This is a genomic window from Rhizobium sp. GN54, assembly GCF_021026345.1.
Classification (GTDB): domain Bacteria; phylum Pseudomonadota; class Alphaproteobacteria; order Rhizobiales; family Rhizobiaceae; genus Mycoplana.
The window spans coordinates 57,358-73,580 of record NZ_JAJNCZ010000010.1; the positions used below are offsets into that span (position 1 = coordinate 57,358).

Sequence of the window (16,223 nt, forward strand, 5' to 3'; positions counted from 1 at the left end):
TTGCCGGAGTGGGCATTGCCGCAGCAATCGCGGCCCTGACGATTGCGGCGCCAATGACAGGCGCCGCACGGGCAGACGACAAGGCGGTCGAGCCGATCGCCCGCTGGAACAGCCTCACCTACAAGGTCGATGATGCGGAAGCCGCTGCCAAATGGCAGGCGAGTCCGCTGTTCGGCAAGACGCTGGTGCAGGGCCTGAAATTCGACTCGACTGGTGCGATGTATGTAACGACCGCGCGCTGGGGCGGCGCCGACATGCCGGCGACGGTTTCGAAACTGGTGAAGAGCGGCGACGGCTATGAACTGGAGGCTTTCCCTTCCGCGGAACTGAATGCTGTCTCGAATGAAGCCGGCCTCAAGGCAGTTCTGGGCTTCGAAGTCGATGAGAACGACGTGATGTGGCTGCTTGATCAGGGCCATATCGCGGGCGCGCCGTCCGGCCCGAGAGACGAAAAGCTGGTCCTGTGGGACATCAAAGCCAACAAGGAAATCCAGCGTCTGGAATTCGGACCCGAGCTTTCAGACAAGAAATGCTCGTTCCTCAACGACGTGGTCGTCGATAACGATTCCGGCTTTGCCTATATCGCCGACAGCGGCATCTTTGCCGATCCGCTCTGCGGCGGCCTGATCGTCTACGACAAGAATGCGAACACCGCGCGGCGCGTTCTGAATGCTTCGAAGTTCACCAATGATGAAGCTCAATTCAGCTTCGCCATCAACGGGCGGCAGGTGCTGAAGAACGGTCGCATGCGTACCGGCGCCGACGGCATCGCGCTTTCCGGCGATCGCAAGACGCTCTACTGGACCAACCTGACCGGTAACACACTCTATTCGCTACCGACAGCGCTTCTGCGCGATGCGGCCGTATCCGAGTCCGAACTCCAGGCCGCCGTGCGTGTCGAGGTGGTTCTGCCATCCAACACGGACGGACTGACCGCAGACAAGACCGGCAACATCTATCTCACCGCACTGCAGTTGAACGGTGTCCTCAAATACGACACCAACACCCGACGCCTGAGCCAGGTCGCTTACCATCCTGAGATGGTCTGGCCGGATACACTGGCCTGGGCGCCCGACGGCGCGTTGCACGTCATCTCCAACCACCTTCACCTGTGGGTGGATGGCGACATGAACTTCAAGGATCCCGAGGTGCCGAATTTTACCATCTGGCGCCTGCCGGTGAAGGCCACACCGTATCTCAACTGATCGCATGCGGGAGATGCCGCCCAGCGGCATCTCCCTGGAGGAATGCAATGCTTTCTAAATTCGATCGCGCCTTCATCTGGAGCAATCAGTTCCTGATTGGAGCACTCATGCTCATCATGACCGTACTGGTCTTCGCCAACGTCGTGCTGCGATACGTCGTCGGCATATCTCTGCCCTGGGTGGAGGAAATCAGTCGCTACATGATGATCTGGGTCGCCTATCTCGGTGCCGGACTTGCCCTCCGCGGCGGCGCACATGTCGCTGTTGAAGTGCTTCAGGATGCTCTACCCGCTCGATTGACGCGTCTACTACGCATTGCAATCGCGGTCGCCATCCTGCTGTTTCTGGGCTCTGTCGCTTGGTACGGCTTTGCCTACGCTCAATTCGCCATGCGGCAGCACTCGCCTGTGCTGAACCTGCCCCTCGGCCTCGTGTACATGGGTGTTCCGATCGGATGCCTGGTTTGTGCAATCCATCTCGTTCTGGGCTTCCGGTCTTACGTCGAGCGCACGCCCATCGAGCTGAACGCGCCAGACGCGCATTCGGACGTATCCGATTTTGCGGCCCTTGAAAGGAACGGGGCATGACCGTAGCCCTCGTCGCCATCTTCGTCGTCGCACTCGTTGTCGGCATCCCGGTTTCAATTGCCATGGGCGGTGCCGGCATTGCTGCATTGCTCTGGGGCGGCACGTTTTCGCCGATGCTGGTACCGCAACGCCTGTTCAGCGGCATCGACAGTTTTCCGCTCATGGCCGTGCCGTTCTTTATTCTGGCGGCCGAACTCATGACGGGTGGTCGCATCACAGACCTTATGGTGCGCTTTGCCTGCCAATTGATCGGCAACGTTCGTGGTGGGCTCGGTTATGCCAATGTTATCATGGCAATCTTCATGGCCGGTATCAGCGGCTCGGCGCTGGCCGACGCGGCCGGACCAGGCTCGGTCATCATCCGCATGATGCGCCAGGCGGGATATCCGACGTCCTACGCAGCTGCACTGACAGCGTCTGGCGCCATCATCGCGCCCATCATTCCGCCGTCGATCATCATGATCATCTATGCGCTCACGGATAACAGCGTCAGCGTGATTGGCCTGTTCCTCGCCGGCATTGTGCCGGGTGTGTTGCTGGGCATATCGCTGCTCTTCGTCAATTGGTGGATCAGCCGCCGGGAAAACTACACGTTCCCGCTTCCACGTCCGGCATGGAGCCAGTTTCTACGCGAGTCCTGGAAGGTCCTTCCGGCCCTGATGATGCCTGTCATCATTCTGGGGGGAATCCACGGCGGTGTCTTCACGCCGACGGAAGCGTCCGCCGTTGCCGCAGTCTATGCCTTTGTTGTCGGACGCTACGTCATCGGCACTCTGTCTGTCAGTCAGTTGCCACGCATTCTTGTCGGCACCGCTATCATGACCTCGGCCGTGCTGCTCGTCGTTTCGATGGCGACCATCTTCGCCTACATGCTGACCGTGCTGCAGATTCCCCAGGCAGTCAGCCAGTATATTGCCGGGCTCGGCCTTTCGCCGACCATGCTCCTGATTGTCGTGTCACTGTTCCTGCTGGTTTGCGGCCTGTTTCTCGACACCTTGCCCGCGGTGATCATTCTGGTTCCTATCCTTGCGCCCCTGGCACAGGGCGCCGGCATCGACCCGCTTCATTTCGCGATGGTGGTGATCCTGAACCTGACAATCGGGATGATCACGCCGCCCGTCGGCGGGGTGCTCTTCGTCGTGACCGTCGTGGCAAAAATCCCGCTCTTCACCCTGGCACGGGCCATCCTGCCGATGCTCTTTGCCGAACTCATCGTCTTCGCACTCATCGTGTTCGTTCCAGCGCTCACGCTCTGGCTGCCGAACTACCTCGGCTACGGCCGATAAGACCAGTCACTCTCGATACGGAGGAAAAGAGAGATGCTTAAGAAACTGTTTCTTTTGACGACAGCGCTGGTGACGCTCGCCGCCGGCCAGGCAGCGGCAGACGCCAAGGTCCTGAAATACACCCATTATCAACCGGGTCGCGAGGACCAGCCCAAGCATGCTGCCGCGCTAGCCTTCGAAAAATGCGTCGAGAAGGCGACGTCTGGGTCGATCGACGTTCAGATCTTCCCCGCCGGCCAGCTCGGCAATGCCACCACGGCGCTGGAAGGCCTCAAGTTGGGAACGCTGGAGATGGCTGTGGTGCACGATGGTGGCATTTCGAGTGTCTACCGTCCATTCGACGTGTTCGCCCTGCCTTACATCTTCCCGAACCACGAGACGGCCTACAAGGTTCTCGATGGCGATTTCGGCAAGCAGTTCGGCGACGCAATGCTGAAGGAGACGGGTATTCGCCTGCTCGCCTACGCCGATAACGGCATCCGCCATTTCACGAATTCCAAGCATCCCATCAAGTCACCCGATGACATGAAGGGGCTGAAAATGCGTGTCCAGCCGGCACCGGTTTTCATTTCCCTGATGGAAAGCCTTGGCGCCAGCCCGTCGGCAATCGATTGGGCGGAACTGCCGGCGGCGCTCGCGCAAGGTACGGTTGATGGGCAGGAGAACGGAATCACCAACATCATGGCCGCAAGCCTCTACCAGAGCCAGAAATACGCGACCCTCGACGGCCACGTCTATAGCCTGCACGCTTACCTGATCAGCGATGGCTTCTACCAGGGCCTGACGGACGTGGAGAAGTCGGCAATCGATACCTGCGTCGTCGAGGCACGCGACATCCATCGCACCATGACACGCGCGCAGGACGAGGCCGCGGAAAAGACGCTCACCGACGCCGGCATGGAAGTCTACGTACCGACCGCTGATGAAATCGCAGCCTTCCGGGCGATCGCCCAACCCGCTGTCCGCAAGCACCTCGACGAGGCCGTCGGCGCCGAGTTGGTAGACCAACTGATCCAGGCGACCGACGCGGCACTCAAAAGCCAATAAGGACCAGAGCCGACATGACAATCGCGTCGCACGCAAAGAGCCCCCTCGTTGTCGTTCTGGACGAGGGCTACGGCGGCACAGAAATAGAAGAGTCCGTGCTCGCATCAGTTGGTGCGCGCGTTGTCGAAAGGCCTTGCCATGGGCGCGCCGAGGATGTTCGGCGCGCCGTTGTCGGCGCCGATGCGGTACTGGTGCGGGAAAGCCCCGTCGACGCAGAGGCCATTGCCCTCATGCCCTCATGCAGAGCGATCGTCCGCTATGGGGTCGGCGTCGATAACATCGACCGACGCTTTGCAACCGAACGCGGCATCTTCGTAGCCAATGTTCCCGACTACGGCGTCGAAGAGGTTAGCGATCACGCTTTGGCCCTCCTCTTTGCAGTTGCCCGGCGCGTCGTTTCGCGCGACAGAGCCGTCAGGAGCGGAGCCTGGAACGTCGCCAGATCCGAACCGATGTATCGACTTTCCGGTGGTACGCTCGGCCTCGTTGGTTACGGCCGCATCGGCCATGCCTTCCATAGAAAGGCTCGTGCACTCGGATACGATCGCACGCTCGTTTTCGATCCGTTTTTGAAGGTCGCGCCAGGGGGCGGCGCAGAACTCGCCACCATCGACGCACTATGTGCGGAGGCGGACGTCGTCTCGATCCATGCACCGCTGACAGACGCATCTCGGCACATCATCAATGCCGAACGCCTGGCACTGATGAAGCCAAACGCAATCGTGGTGAACACCTCGCGCGGCGGCCTGATCGATACGTCGGCGCTCTACCGGGCGCTGGCGGCGGGTCGCATTTTTGGCGCCGGTCTTGACGTCTTCGAACAGGAGCCGCCGGCGACCAGCGATCAGCTCTTTTCCCTCTCCAATGTCGTCGTGAGCGATCATACGGGCTGGTACTCGGAAGAGTCCGTCCGGGATCTGCGGCGCAAGGCGAGTGAAGAAATTGCCCGTGTATTCGCTGGCGAGACGCCGCGAAACTGGGTGAACCGGTGGGATCAAGAACCCGCTACCCAAGCTTAGTGAATGAAATCAGGAGCTTTCTCATGACACAAGAAGAATTGATCGCAGGTTTCCGCAACGTGGCAACCGCATCCGTCGCGGACGCTGTCGACAAGATTGCCGGCAAAGGCGGCTATATGGACGAAGCCATCAAGCCACGTATCAACGATCGCAGGATCGTGGGGCCCGCTGTGACCATTCTCGAAGGGCCGACCGACGAATTCTTGCCGCCGCAGCATGCACTCGACGCAATCGACGAGAGCCCTGCCGGAAGCGTCATCTGCATCTCGGTCGGCGAGGAAACGAACGTTGCCGTGTGGGGCGGACTTATGACGGCCGGCGCGGTGGCCAACAAGCATGAAGGCGCCGTTCTCGACGGCGGCGTACGCGATATCACCGAGATCCGCCGAGACTACGATTTCCCGGTCTTCTCGCGCTCGGCTTCGCCCGGGACGACACTTGGTCGCTTCAAAACCCTTTCGGCGAACCAGCCGGTACGCATTGGCGGTGTGATCGTCCATGCCGGCGACATCATCGTTGGCGACATCGATGGCGTGGTCGTCGTTCCGAAGGAGCACGCTGCGGCCGTTCTGACCATGGCGCGCGAGATTGATGAGCGCGAACTGGAGCAAGCAAAGTTGATCATCACGGCTGGCTCGCTGCGCGGTGGCCTGGCGAAATACGGACGCATCTGAGTGAAAGCCATGCAATACGACGTCGTAGCACTCGGTGAGCCGCTGATCGAATTCAATCAGGTTGGAGGGATCAGCGGCGATTATAAACTCGGTCATGGCGGGGACACCTCCAACGCAGTCATAGCCGCTGCGAGACAGGGGGCACGAACCGGTTATGTCACGGCCCTGGGTGCCGACGCGTTTGGCGACGCCTTCATCGATCTTTGGAAGACGGAAGGCGTCGACACAAGTGCGATCATACGCGACCGTGATGCCCACACGGGCGTCTACTTCGTGAGTCATGGCCCTGGTGGCCATGTCTTCAGCTACTTGCGTGCCGGGTCTGCAGCCGGCAGACTCGGCCCCGAAAAATTGCCGAAAAGCTATATCGCCTCGGCAAAATTCCTTCACCTCTCCGGCATCAGCCAGGCGATCAGCGCTGCGGCATGCGATGCGGCGTTTGCTGCCATCGATGTGGCACGGGAAGCCGGCACCAAAGTATCCTTCGATACCAATCTTCGCCTCAAGCTCTGGCCTCTCGCCCGTGCCCGCGCCGTGATCCATGCAACAATTCCGCTGTGCGACCTGATCCTCCCAAGTCTAGAGGACGCAACCGCGCTGACCGGACTGGAACGCCCCGATGCGATCGCGGATTTCTATTTGGGTCTTGGTGTTCCGCTGGTCGTTCTCAAGATGGGAGCTGATGGCGTGCTGTTGGCTACCGGCGACGGACGCTCGCGCATCGTCGGCAGAACCGTGGCAACGGTCGACGCGACGGGCGCTGGTGACACGTTCGACGGCGCCTTTCTTTCCGGCCTCGCCCGCGGCGCTGCCCCATTGGAGGCTGCCCATTATGCGAATGCGGCAGCGGCACTCTCGACATGCGGTTATGGCGCTGTCGCTCCCATCCCGACCCGCGCCGAGGTCTTGCAGTATCTGGCGCAGGAGGACGTCGAATGAAGCGCGCTCTTGTCACTGGCGGTAGCCGAGGCATCGGCCTTGCGGCGGCTCTCGCCCTCTGCGACGCAGGATACGAGGTCATCGCAACAGGGCTCGATGAGCCCGAAATAGAAGCGATGCCGCTCCGACCTGGTCTGACCGCAACAGTTCTGGACGTGCGCAGCCCGCAAGCCATAGATGACCTGTTCGCTCCACTGGAGGGGCTCGACGCACTCGTCAATTGCGCCGGCCTCATCCGCCGTGGCGGCGCGGAGTACGATCCGGACACCTTTTCAGACGTCATCGACATCAATCTCTCGGGAACGATGCGGATGTGCGTTGCCGCAAAGCCGCTGCTGGCGAAGAGGGGGGGCGCCATCGTCAATACCGCTTCGATGCTATCGTTTTTCGGCGGCCCGGCTGTTCCTGCCTATACGGCAAGCAAGGGTGGGGTCGCGCAATTGACGAAGTCGCTTGCGGTTGCCTGGGCCGGCGAAGGCATACGCGTCAATGCGGTCGCGCCTGGGTGGATTGCGACCGAACTCACTCGGCCGATCTATGAAAACAGCGACCGCTCAGAGCCCATCCTGCAGCGTACGCCGATGCAGCGTTGGGGGACACCAGAGGACGTAGCAGGGCCAATTGTGTTCCTGTGCTCCGATGCTGCGCGCTTCATGACCGGCGCCATTGTGCCGGTGGACGGCGGTTACTCCGCGGCCTGATCTTGAGGAGATAAGAATGTCGTTTGTTTCCGTTCATCCGCTGTCGCCCCCCGAAATCGTGACAACTGCAGTTCCCGAAGACGAGCGGATCTGGGTTCCGCAGGCGCCGAACGTCTGGTTTCGCCCGCTGATGCTCAATACCGTGCAGGGTGGGTGGTGCAATCTTCTGCGAGTAAGACGCGCCGGCATTCTCAGTCGCCACCGGCACCCCGGCCCTGTCCACGGCTATGTGATCAAGGGCCGCTGGCATTACCTTGAGCACGACTGGATCGCCACGGAAGGCTCGTATGTCTTCGAACCGCCGGGCGAGACCCATACACTGACGGTCCCTGAAGATGTCGAGGAAATGATTACCTTCTTTAACATCTCCGGTTGCATGTACTATGTCGACGAGAACGGAAACCATACCGGGTTCGAAGACGTCTTCACAAAGATAGATATGTGCACCGCTCACTACGAAAGGGTCGGGCTTGGATTAGACTTTGTGAAGCAGTTTGTTCGTTGAGATCGAGGAAAAGAACGGTTAGCGCGCCTGCGCGGACGAGCGCCGCGCGGTGAGCGTTGTAGGGCCGGCCTGCCGCATGGGCATTGGAAAATCACCACCTTCACCGGCGCACTGCGCTTGACCGGTTTGACCGCGCTGTTCGTCTATGACGGCGCCATGACCGGCAACGTGTTCCTCGCCTATGTCGAACAGATCCTGGTGTGTCGAGCCTGTCGGCCGGCGACATCGTCGTGATGGACAAAAGCACATGGTGGGCCGGGTTGCCGCTTCGCATATGGCTTTGACTTCAACCGCATCATTCTTTCCCCGTTTGCCACTGCGAGGTACTCCAAACTGAAAAGCGGTCTGCCCGTTTTATTAAATTGGCTATAGTTGAACATCCATTCTGATTTTAGGTTCCAGCCAGATGCTAACGAGACCGTGCCTTGGTAGACCGAGCCAACCCAGGAAGGAATGAAAATGCAGGTGCTGGACCGTATCGAACTTTATGTGGTGAATGCCCCCTTGCCGGCGCCTTTCGCTCCGTCATGGATGCCCGGCACAATCCGGCACAATGTGTCTTTCACGCTGGCGAGATTCATCACCAATGATGGGGTGGAAGGCTGGAGTGCATTTTCCGGAGGCGGTCGTGATCGCGCAGGTATCGGCGACACCTTGGCCAATCTTTTTCTCGGTCAGGATCCGGACGATATCGACGCGGTGTCGGAAAAGATCCACATCATGGCGGTGGGCGGTCACTTCAACTGGTGGCTGGAGCCGGCTTTCTGGGACATCAAGGCGAAGAACGCGGGCCTGCCTCTCTACAAGCTTCTCGGTGGCAATCACGACCGAATTCGCCTGTATGCCTCTGCCGGCGAACTGCGTGAGCCGATGGCGCGACGGGACGAGGCGGAAGCACGCTTCGAGGATGGCTTCGACACATTGAAGATCCGGGTCCACGACTTCGACGAAAAAGTGGACATAGAGCACATTTCCGATGTCGCGCTTCACATGCAGGGACGGATGAAGATATCCGTGGACTGCAATCAGGCCTTCCGGTTGACCCAGAATGGCCCGGCGCCACTGTGGTCACTCGATCGTGCGAAGCGGTTCGTCGATGCGGCCGCCGATGTCGGCCTGGCCTGGGTGGAAGAACCGCTCTTCGGTGAATGGCACGAGGAGATTGCAAAACTGACGGCCTATTCACGGGTACCCATCGCCGGTGGCGAATTGCACCTCATGGGATATCGGGAACTGGCACGCATGGCCAAGATGGGCTGCTACAATATCCTGCAGCCTGACGCGATGTGGGCAGGTGGCGTCAAACAGGGGATCGAGCTCAGCAGGCTGTGCCGAGAGCAAGGCCTGAAATTTACGCCACATTGCTGGTCCAACGGCTTCGGCTTCATCGTCAACGCGCATGTCTTCGCTGCGAGCGGATTCGCCGACGAGATGCTTTACGAGTATCCGCTGGCTCCGCCCGGCTGGCTTCCCGTGGGGCGTGATGCGATCATCGACCAACCTTTCATGCACGATCAAGGCTGGTTCGACATGCCGCAGAAACCGGGACTCGGCATCGAAATCGATCACGCGGCGCTGGCGAAATACGGGCGGTGTTTCTTCAAGGCAGATCGCCAGCAGCGGTATTGGATGCCGGAAGCGTTAGCGGACCTGAAATAAGACCCGCCGCCTGCAGCGGCATTTCCGGATCGGAGGGATGCCGTTGCGCGCAGCCGCCTGTGAATCTTGCTTTCAATAGAGAGGCCAGGCAAGCGCAGGGTTTCGATCAAGACTGACAGGGGTGTCCATTGCCTTTGCCGGCGACCGCAATGAAGGCGTCAGAGTCTGTCAGCTTCATGCCGAAGCCGTCAGGCTCCCGCTGTCTTTGTTATCGTTTATCTTTTCGGGAAAGCCGGGTTCCACTTTTCCCTGACAAACTCTAGAGAAGACTTGAAATGTCCTTGACGGGCCCGGACCTTTCCACTCGATGCGCGCCTGTCCACTCCACTTTAGGGCAATCCGACGCATTGGCGACAGCTTCGCGACGTGGCCCGACGGAAGACAATCCAGGATTGCCGTGCATGCATGCATGTTTTAACCCGTAACCCTAGTTTCTCATTTGAACGTCACTTCCGGTTCGCCCAACATTGCTCCAATTATCGCCGAAGCGGCGACAAATTTTTTTGACGGTGATAAGCAACATGAATTTGCACGAGACGATACCGGAATCCCGGAAACTGATACCCGGTATGAAGTTCAATACCGAGTCGTTTGAACGCCATGAGCAGTTCGATGCCTGGTGCGATTTCACGTCGTCGATGTGCGAACTGGAAGCCATCGAATCACCGAAATCAGGTTTCATTGCGAGTGCGGAATCGTATCATCTCGGATCGCTGCAACTGACGTCCTTCAAGCTTTCGCCGATGCGGTTCAAATATACGAACGACATCATACGCAAAGCGAGCTTCGATCATTGGTGCATCAGCATCGTGACCAAGGGCACCGCCGCTGCAGCAGATGACGACAGAGGGTTCCGCGCCACGGCAGGAGACACGGTACTGCACTCCTATGCCCGGCCGTTTGAAGGACGAGTGGACGTCACCAACTATTCCGGCCTGTTCTTCAGCCGTGACGAGTTCTGGGATGTCGCTGACGAGCTCGACAATACCGCGCATCAACAGGTTCACGGACCGATGTCACATATCCTGGGAGACTTCCTCGCCTCACTTGAACACCGCGCTGCGAAACTGACGGTGTCGGATGGGAAAGCGGTCAACGAAGCCTTCGGCCATCTGCTTCGCGCCATGGTGCGTCAGACGCCTGCGAGCATGGAAGCCGCCAGAGCGCCGATCGCAGCGGCGCAATTCGAACGAGCTCGACGCTACATCAACTCAAATCTGAAATCGCCGAGCCTAACGCCTGATCTGGTCTGCCGTGACGTTGGCGTGTCCCGCCGCCAGCTTTATTATCTCTTCGAACAGCAAGGTGGCGTCGCCACCTACATCCGTAACCGCCGACTGGCCGCCTGTTACAGTGCGCTGGTCAAAGCCTCGGAAAGGAGGCTGATCGGCCAAATCGCCTATGAATACGGCTTCACCAACCTCTCATCCTTTTGTCGCCAGTTCAGCGCACGCTACGGCTTCGCGCCAAGCGAGGCGCGCGCGGCATGGCTTGCCGGCGGCTCCGCGCCCACACAAGAGGTGGGAACTTTCGTCGATTGGCTATTGCTGACCGGGGAGAGATGAAGAGACGTTGCATTTGATGTGACATGAAACCCGGCCCAAGCCTGTGCCGCGGATGAAAAGGCCCTTGCGGGCAGGAGTTAAGGGCGGTCGCCTTGCACGAGAATACAAGTCTCGTGCACGCTACGTCATTTACGCCGATCCGTTCGGCACACTAGTGTCTCCGGTGTTTTGGCCGCTACGGTCAGCGCCGACCCTGCGTGACGTTTCTCCAGATCGCACCGGGTCCGTTCTCAAGGGTAATATCTTGTCCAAGATCAACGAACCAAATATTTTTGCAAGGGCGACCTGTCCCACCGAAGCCGATATCCACGTCCACCGGTTTCCCGCCACATCGCGCCTCCTTCACTGGATCGTCGCGGCACTGGTGCTGGCGACCTGGCCGCTTGGCCTCTTCATCAAATTCACCACCAACGAGGTAAAGCTGGATTTCTACATGATCCATGAAAGCCTCGGCTTCCTTGTATTGTGGATTATGTTGCTTCGGATCGGTAACAAGCTGCTCGTCAAGGCACCCCCGGCCGAAGGCGCTGCGATCGAGCGCTTCGCCGCCTCGAGCGTGCACGGGCTGCTCTATCTCTTGCTGATTGTAATGCCTGTCAGCGGCTTTCTCGCCACGAACGCTCACGGTTTCCCGCTCCACTGGTTCGGTCTCGTTCCGGTCTGGAGCCCGATCGGCAAAACGCCGGAGATCGCCTGGACGCTTTCGGCGGTTCACACCTGGAGCGCATGGATACTTTTGGCGCTTTTCGCGTTGCATGTCGGCGCTGTCTTGTTTCATCATGTCATCAAACGCGACAACACCCTGTACCGCATACTCTAGGGACCGCAATGTCCGACTTGGAGATGAATGACACGATCTGGTCGCGCCTGCTGGCACTTCGGCAAGGCGCCGGCGAGGTCGCGATGACGGGGGCGGCTTATCGCCTCTACGGGCCGATCGCAGGGGCGCGCGGCCGTTTCGTGCTGGCGCAGGTAGGCCAGTCCCTGGATGGTCGGATCGCGACGCCGGCAGGTGACGCTCGCGACGTTTCCGGGCGTGGCGGGCTTACCCACCTTCATCGATGTCGCGCCTTGGTCGATGCCGTAATTGTCGGCGTGAACACCGTCAGGGCCGATGATCCCAAGCTTTCCGTCAGGATGGTCAAAGGGCTGTCGCCTGTGCGTGTGATCGTCGATTGCCATGCCGAGCTCGACGGCAGCGAGAGCCTTTTTCACGACGGAGGTGCGTCGATCATCGTGTTCCGCAGCGTGAATTCTAGGCGGCAACCACTACCAGGGGCGGAAATCATCGATCTTGTACCCAAGGCCTGCGGTCTTGATCCTGAAGACATTCTGGACGTGCTGACAGAGCGCAAGCTCAACCGTGTGCTGGTCGAAGGGGGAGCGCGTACCATAGCTCGCTTCGTTGAAGCGGGGTTGGTCGACAGGCTGCATGTGGCGATTTCGCCGATCATCATCGGCTCAGGGCCCAGTGGCATCAGCCTGTCTCCGATCGAACGGCTGACTGGCGCTCACCGCCCGCCGACCGAGGTATACAATCTCGGTAGCGACATTCTGTTCGACTGCCTGCTGCGGCTGGAATGCACGTCAGACCGGAAGGGCCAGGATATCGGTGTGGCCAACCAGGTCTGAGCCGCGCTGCTTGCCAAGGCCGGCCAGCCGATACGCCAGCCAATCGTCGATCGCGACATCACTCACACCCGACATTTCGATCAGCGGACCCCGTAGTCCCTTCAACAGTTCCGCATCAAGTTCGGCCATATCCGCGTCCAGCCGCCATGGACTGTCTCCGGTCCGGACGAAGAAGCCGCGCTTGGCTAGCTGGCGGGTCAGGCAGGCGACTGCATCCGGACCGAGCGCCGGGCCGAACCCCTTGTCGGTACGTTGATGCCGGTTGAACAATTCAACCATACCGGCATCAAGCGGATGGGGTGGAAACCACCGCATGCTTCCGTCGTAGTTAAGAGCCGCATAGAGACCACAGCGCGCCGCAGCAAGCCGGTCGGCCAGCGCCGCGCAGAAACGCTCCGAACAAAGGTCGAAAAGGGCCGAGGCGGTAACGACGCTCACACCTTCCAGCGGCAGGCCCTCGACATCGTTGAGATCGTGCCGGTGGAACGTCACGTCGTCGTCACTACCGATCCGGCGCGCGGCTTCGTCCAGCAGCAGCGGATCATTGTCCAACATCAGCCAGCGCGTGCCAGCCGGTAGCCGACCGGCGAGACTGCGCCAGGTCGAACCTGTACCGCAACCGATATCGAGGACGAGGGGGGCATCCTGGCCGCGAAGATACTCCGCCAGACTGTTGATCAACCCGGGATGTCGGGCCGCCCGATCGGCGGGCTCACGCAGTGCGAGCCAGTGCGTGTCGAAACCACTCACGACATTGTCTCCAGTCTGGAAGAGATGATGTCGGCGGTCAGGTCCCAGCCCGGCAACTGCGCGCCGGCGCGTCGGGAGGCTTCAGCCTTTTGCCGACGCAGATCCTTATCGGCGACCAGGTCATGCAGCGCCTGAGCGAAGGCGCCGATATCATCGACCGGCACCAGTTCTCCTGCGTCTTCGGGCACCACTTCGGGAACGGCGCCGGCGCGGCAGGCAACGATTGGCAATCCTTGTGACAAGGCCTCGGCGAAAACCATTCCATACCCTTCGAAACGGCTGGCGAGCGCAAAGATATCCGCCGATGCCAGAAGCGCACGCGCGTCCCTGCACTCGCCGGCAATCTGTATCCGTTCAGCAAGGCCGAGCGTTTCCACCTGGTGGCGGAGCGCGGCGGCGGTCTGACGGTCGAGCGTCTCGCTGCCGGCGATGGTCGCCCGCCAGGAGAGTTGCTCGATCCGCTTGAGGGCACCGATCAGTACGTCATGCCCCTTGCGCTGGGTCAGCGTGCCGATCGAGACGATATGTGCCGGATCGCCATCACAAGTCGCGACTGCGGCGGGGTCGGTGCCGGGCATGGCGACGATGAGCCTGTCGGGGCCGACATCGTAGTGGGCATTGAGCTCGCGGGCGGTCATGGCCGAGGTGACGATGACGTCGCTTGCGAAGGACAGTGCACGTCGCTCGCTGTTGCGAAGCAATTGCTGCGCGGTGAAATCCAGCCCTGTCTCGAGCGCCAGCGGATGATGAACGAGGGCAACGATGCGCAAGCGCCGCGCCTCGCGGCCTGCCCATCGGTCGAGAACACCGAAAGCAAGGCCGTCGATCACCACGAGCGCACCATCGGGCAACTGCGACAAAAGTTGCTCTGCCTCCCGCTTGACCTCCCGGCTCGGAAAGGGAAAGCCTTCACCTAACGGCAGACACCCGACCGTCCAGCCCCGCTTTCGCAGCCCTGCGATCACACGGCGGTCATAGGCGTAGCCACCGGTATTGAGGGTGAGATCGCCGGGAAACGCGACGGCGACATGGCGACGGTTCAAAGGTCCGCCTCGTACCAGCCGCGGGCTGCGTGAGATTCGTGCAACGTCACCTTAAGTCGGCAAATCCGATAGCTTCCCGGTCCAAGCTTCTTGTCCGAGACAGCGCTGGCCAGTTGGTCAAAAATATACTTGGCGATGACCTCGGTCGTCGTGACCTTGTTTGCGAAGGTCGGGAGCTGGTCCAGGTTCTGGTAGTTGAGCGGTTTCAGTACCTCACCCAGAGCCGACATGGCTGCGCCGATATCCACCGCCAGCCCGTCCTCATCGACATCGCGTGTGAAAAAGGCGGCATCAACCACAAATGTCGCGCCATGCATGCCTTGGGCAGGACCGAAGACAGGACGGGGAAGGCTGTGAGCGATCATGATATGGTCGCGGACTTCAACTGCGAACATGCTTTTCTTGCTCCGAGTAGCAGATACGATGGCAGAGGGTTTCGGGATCGGCGAGTATGGCTGGATAGAAGGCCGCGAGATCGGCGAAGCGGGTTTCGCCCGATATCAGCACATCCAGGCGGTCGTCGCGCAGAAGCTCGAGCGCCTTTACGAGCCGTCGCGCATGCGTCCACCGCATCCGCCGCGCCGCAGGCAGGCAACCTACCTGCGAGCTGGCAATAGTCAATCTGCGGGAATGGAAGGCGCCTCCGAGTGGCAAGCTGACGGACCGGTCACCATGCCAGCTTGCCTCTACGATGCGGGCTTCCTGACCGGCGAGCTCGATCGCCCTCGACAGGGCTTGGGCAGAGCCGGAGGCGTTGACAAGAACATCGAATTCATCCGCGACCGTATCGCCAGTAGCAAAGGCGATGCCAAGACCTGCAGCGAGTGATGCCCGCATCGGATTCCGGTCGATCAGCAGGACGTCGGTGCCGATGATGCCGGAGGCCAGATAGGCAACGAGGGCACCCACCACGCCCGCGCCGAAGACGGCGACCCGGTCGCCCGGCAGGATACCGGCATCCCAGACGATGTTCAGCGCAGTTTCCATATTGGCTGCCAGCACAGCCCGTGCAGGAGGAAGCGCCTCGGGCAGAGGCACGACCGCGTCGTCCGCGACCGTGAACATATCCTGATGTGGATGGAGACAGAACACAGTGCGGCCAAGCAGCGAAGCATCGCCCTGTTCCACCAGCCCGACGGCCGAGTACCCGTATTTTACCGGAAACGGGAAAGCTCCCCGCATGTGAGGCCCACGCATTCTTTCGAATTCGCTGGATGGCACCCTGCCATGGAAAACCAGGCTTTCCGTTCCCCGACTGATCCCACTGTGAAGCATGCGGACCCGGACCTCGCCGTCTCCTGGTTCAGGCAAGGGCTCCTCGCGCATCTCGCAAAGGCCTGCGGACGGAAACCACAGCGCGCATGCGTTTGGCGCTGCGCCGTCCATCTCCGCCATCTCAGTATCAGACTTCATAGGGCGTCCCCCTGAATCATCCCGTTGTTTCGCTCCTCGCGCGGAACCCGCACCGACGATGCCCCGAATCCGAACACCAAGCCAACCGGACGATACCGTTTTTCCGTGGCCCGGGTACCATGGCTGCGCGTGCGACGCCGCTGGCAACGGCTGTGCAGACGTGCAATTTGCTTGTCATTTCGTGCGCGCAAGCGGTTT

At 60.3% G+C, this 16,223-nt stretch carries 17 protein-coding genes and 1 pseudogene; 14 read left to right on the top strand and 4 right to left on the bottom strand.

Going from position 1 to position 16,223, the window contains the following annotated elements:
* The first annotated feature begins 8 nt into the window (after positions 1–8).
* From LQK81_RS21520 to LQK81_RS21585, 14 genes and pseudogenes are all read left to right on the top strand, one after another.
* Positions 9–1,205, top strand: coding sequence for a major royal jelly family protein (locus LQK81_RS21520; RefSeq protein ID WP_230808437.1), 1,197 nt, complete (start codon positions 9–11; stop codon positions 1,203–1,205).
* A 47-nt stretch (positions 1,206–1,252) separates the two neighbouring features.
* Positions 1,253–1,792: a TRAP transporter small permease gene (locus tag LQK81_RS21525; RefSeq protein ID WP_230808438.1), complete on the top strand. Its 540-nt coding sequence runs from the start codon at positions 1,253–1,255 to the stop codon at positions 1,790–1,792.
* Positions 1,789–3,078: a TRAP transporter large permease gene (locus LQK81_RS21530; protein WP_230808439.1), complete on the top strand. Its 1,290-nt coding sequence runs from the start codon at positions 1,789–1,791 to the stop codon at positions 3,076–3,078. The genes LQK81_RS21525 and LQK81_RS21530 overlap by 4 nt, the downstream gene beginning before the upstream one ends.
* A gap of 69 nt (positions 3,079–3,147) precedes the next feature.
* Complete coding sequence (locus LQK81_RS21535; protein WP_230808440.1) at positions 3,148–4,125, top strand: DctP family TRAP transporter solute-binding subunit; 978 nt, start codon at positions 3,148–3,150, stop codon at positions 4,123–4,125.
* 14 nt (positions 4,126–4,139) lie between these two features.
* Positions 4,140–5,144 (top strand): C-terminal binding protein, encoded by a 1,005-nt coding sequence (locus tag LQK81_RS21540; protein ID WP_230808441.1) that lies wholly within the window; start codon positions 4,140–4,142, stop codon positions 5,142–5,144.
* Positions 5,145–5,167: 23 nt separating this feature from the next.
* Positions 5,168–5,818, top strand: a complete 651-nt coding sequence (locus LQK81_RS21545) for an RraA family protein (protein WP_230808442.1) — start codon at positions 5,168–5,170, stop codon at positions 5,816–5,818.
* Positions 5,819–5,827: 9 nt separating this feature from the next.
* Positions 5,828–6,757 carry a sugar kinase gene (locus tag LQK81_RS21550; protein WP_230808575.1) on the top strand — a complete coding sequence of 310 codons (930 nt, stop codon included), beginning with the start codon at positions 5,828–5,830 and terminating at the stop codon, positions 6,755–6,757.
* Complete coding sequence (locus LQK81_RS21555) at positions 6,754–7,458, top strand: SDR family NAD(P)-dependent oxidoreductase (RefSeq protein ID WP_230808443.1); 705 nt, start codon at positions 6,754–6,756, stop codon at positions 7,456–7,458. The genes LQK81_RS21550 and LQK81_RS21555 overlap by 4 nt, the downstream gene beginning before the upstream one ends.
* Positions 7,459–7,474: 16 nt before the next feature.
* On the top strand, positions 7,475–7,963 hold the full coding sequence (locus LQK81_RS21560) for a 2,4'-dihydroxyacetophenone dioxygenase family protein (protein WP_230808444.1): 489 nt from the start codon (positions 7,475–7,477) through the stop codon (positions 7,961–7,963).
* 15 nt (positions 7,964–7,978) lie between these two features.
* Positions 7,979–8,202, top strand: a pseudogene (locus LQK81_RS21565) (transposase); the annotation flags it as partial.
* A 220-nt stretch (positions 8,203–8,422) separates the two neighbouring features.
* Positions 8,423–9,622: a mandelate racemase/muconate lactonizing enzyme family protein gene (locus tag LQK81_RS21570; RefSeq protein WP_230808446.1), complete on the top strand. Its 1,200-nt coding sequence runs from the start codon at positions 8,423–8,425 to the stop codon at positions 9,620–9,622.
* Between the two features lie 569 nt (positions 9,623–10,191).
* A complete protein-coding gene (locus LQK81_RS21575; protein WP_230808447.1) occupies positions 10,192–11,187 on the top strand; it encodes a helix-turn-helix domain-containing protein in 996 nt (331 codons plus the stop codon).
* A gap of 253 nt (positions 11,188–11,440) precedes the next feature.
* Positions 11,441–12,007: a cytochrome b gene (locus LQK81_RS21580; RefSeq protein ID WP_442967174.1), complete on the top strand. Its 567-nt coding sequence runs from the start codon at positions 11,441–11,443 to the stop codon at positions 12,005–12,007.
* 23 nt (positions 12,008–12,030) lie between these two features.
* Positions 12,031–12,819, top strand: coding sequence for a RibD family protein (locus LQK81_RS21585; RefSeq protein WP_230808449.1), 789 nt, complete (start codon positions 12,031–12,033; stop codon positions 12,817–12,819).
* On the opposite strand, the gene LQK81_RS21590 is transcribed toward LQK81_RS21585, so the two are convergent.
* Genes LQK81_RS21590 through LQK81_RS21605 form a run of 4 tightly spaced genes read right to left on the bottom strand, consistent with a single transcriptional unit; the run spans position 12,775 to position 16,025 of the window.
* Positions 12,775–13,569 (bottom strand): class I SAM-dependent methyltransferase, encoded by a 795-nt coding sequence (locus tag LQK81_RS21590; RefSeq protein WP_230808450.1) that lies wholly within the window; start codon positions 13,567–13,569, stop codon positions 12,775–12,777. The genes LQK81_RS21585 and LQK81_RS21590 overlap by 45 nt on opposite strands.
* Positions 13,566–14,612, bottom strand: a complete 1,047-nt coding sequence (locus LQK81_RS21595) for a glycosyltransferase family 4 protein (protein ID WP_230808451.1) — start codon at positions 14,610–14,612, stop codon at positions 13,566–13,568. Before LQK81_RS21595 ends, LQK81_RS21590 begins: the two co-directional genes overlap by 4 nt.
* Positions 14,609–15,007 (bottom strand): 6-pyruvoyl trahydropterin synthase family protein, encoded by a 399-nt coding sequence (locus LQK81_RS21600; protein ID WP_230808452.1) that lies wholly within the window; start codon positions 15,005–15,007, stop codon positions 14,609–14,611. The genes LQK81_RS21595 and LQK81_RS21600 overlap by 4 nt, the downstream gene beginning before the upstream one ends.
* Positions 14,994–16,025: a zinc-dependent alcohol dehydrogenase gene (locus LQK81_RS21605; RefSeq protein ID WP_230808453.1), complete on the bottom strand. Its 1,032-nt coding sequence runs from the start codon at positions 16,023–16,025 to the stop codon at positions 14,994–14,996. Before LQK81_RS21605 ends, LQK81_RS21600 begins: the two co-directional genes overlap by 14 nt.
* Positions 16,026–16,223 lie beyond the last annotated feature (198 nt).

What these genes read in the sequence shown, in the direction of transcription:
- LQK81_RS21545 (WP_230808442.1), top strand. Translation starts at nt 5,168, where the DNA reads ATGACACAAGAAGAATTGATCGCAGGTTTCCGCAACGTGGCAACCGCA.
- LQK81_RS21585 (WP_230808449.1), top strand. Translation starts at nt 12,031, where the DNA reads ATGAATGACACGATCTGGTCGCGCCTGCTGGCACTTCGGCAAGGCGCC.
- LQK81_RS21575 (WP_230808447.1), top strand. Translation starts at nt 10,192, where the DNA reads ATGAAGTTCAATACCGAGTCGTTTGAACGCCATGAGCAGTTCGATGCC.
- LQK81_RS21570 (WP_230808446.1), top strand. Translation starts at nt 8,423, where the DNA reads ATGCAGGTGCTGGACCGTATCGAACTTTATGTGGTGAATGCCCCCTTG.
- LQK81_RS21525 (WP_230808438.1), top strand. Translation starts at nt 1,253, where the DNA reads ATGCTTTCTAAATTCGATCGCGCCTTCATCTGGAGCAATCAGTTCCTG.
- LQK81_RS21530 (WP_230808439.1), top strand. Translation starts at nt 1,789, where the DNA reads ATGACCGTAGCCCTCGTCGCCATCTTCGTCGTCGCACTCGTTGTCGGC.
- LQK81_RS21600 (WP_230808452.1), bottom strand. Translation starts at nt 15,007, where the DNA reads ATGTTCGCAGTTGAAGTCCGCGACCATATCATGATCGCTCACAGCCTT.
- LQK81_RS21560 (WP_230808444.1), top strand. Translation starts at nt 7,475, where the DNA reads ATGTCGTTTGTTTCCGTTCATCCGCTGTCGCCCCCCGAAATCGTGACA.
- LQK81_RS21555 (WP_230808443.1), top strand. Translation starts at nt 6,754, where the DNA reads ATGAAGCGCGCTCTTGTCACTGGCGGTAGCCGAGGCATCGGCCTTGCG.
- LQK81_RS21550 (WP_230808575.1), top strand. Translation starts at nt 5,828, where the DNA reads ATGCAATACGACGTCGTAGCACTCGGTGAGCCGCTGATCGAATTCAAT.
- LQK81_RS21540 (WP_230808441.1), top strand. Translation starts at nt 4,140, where the DNA reads ATGACAATCGCGTCGCACGCAAAGAGCCCCCTCGTTGTCGTTCTGGAC.
- LQK81_RS21605 (WP_230808453.1), bottom strand. Translation starts at nt 16,025, where the DNA reads ATGAAGTCTGATACTGAGATGGCGGAGATGGACGGCGCAGCGCCAAAC.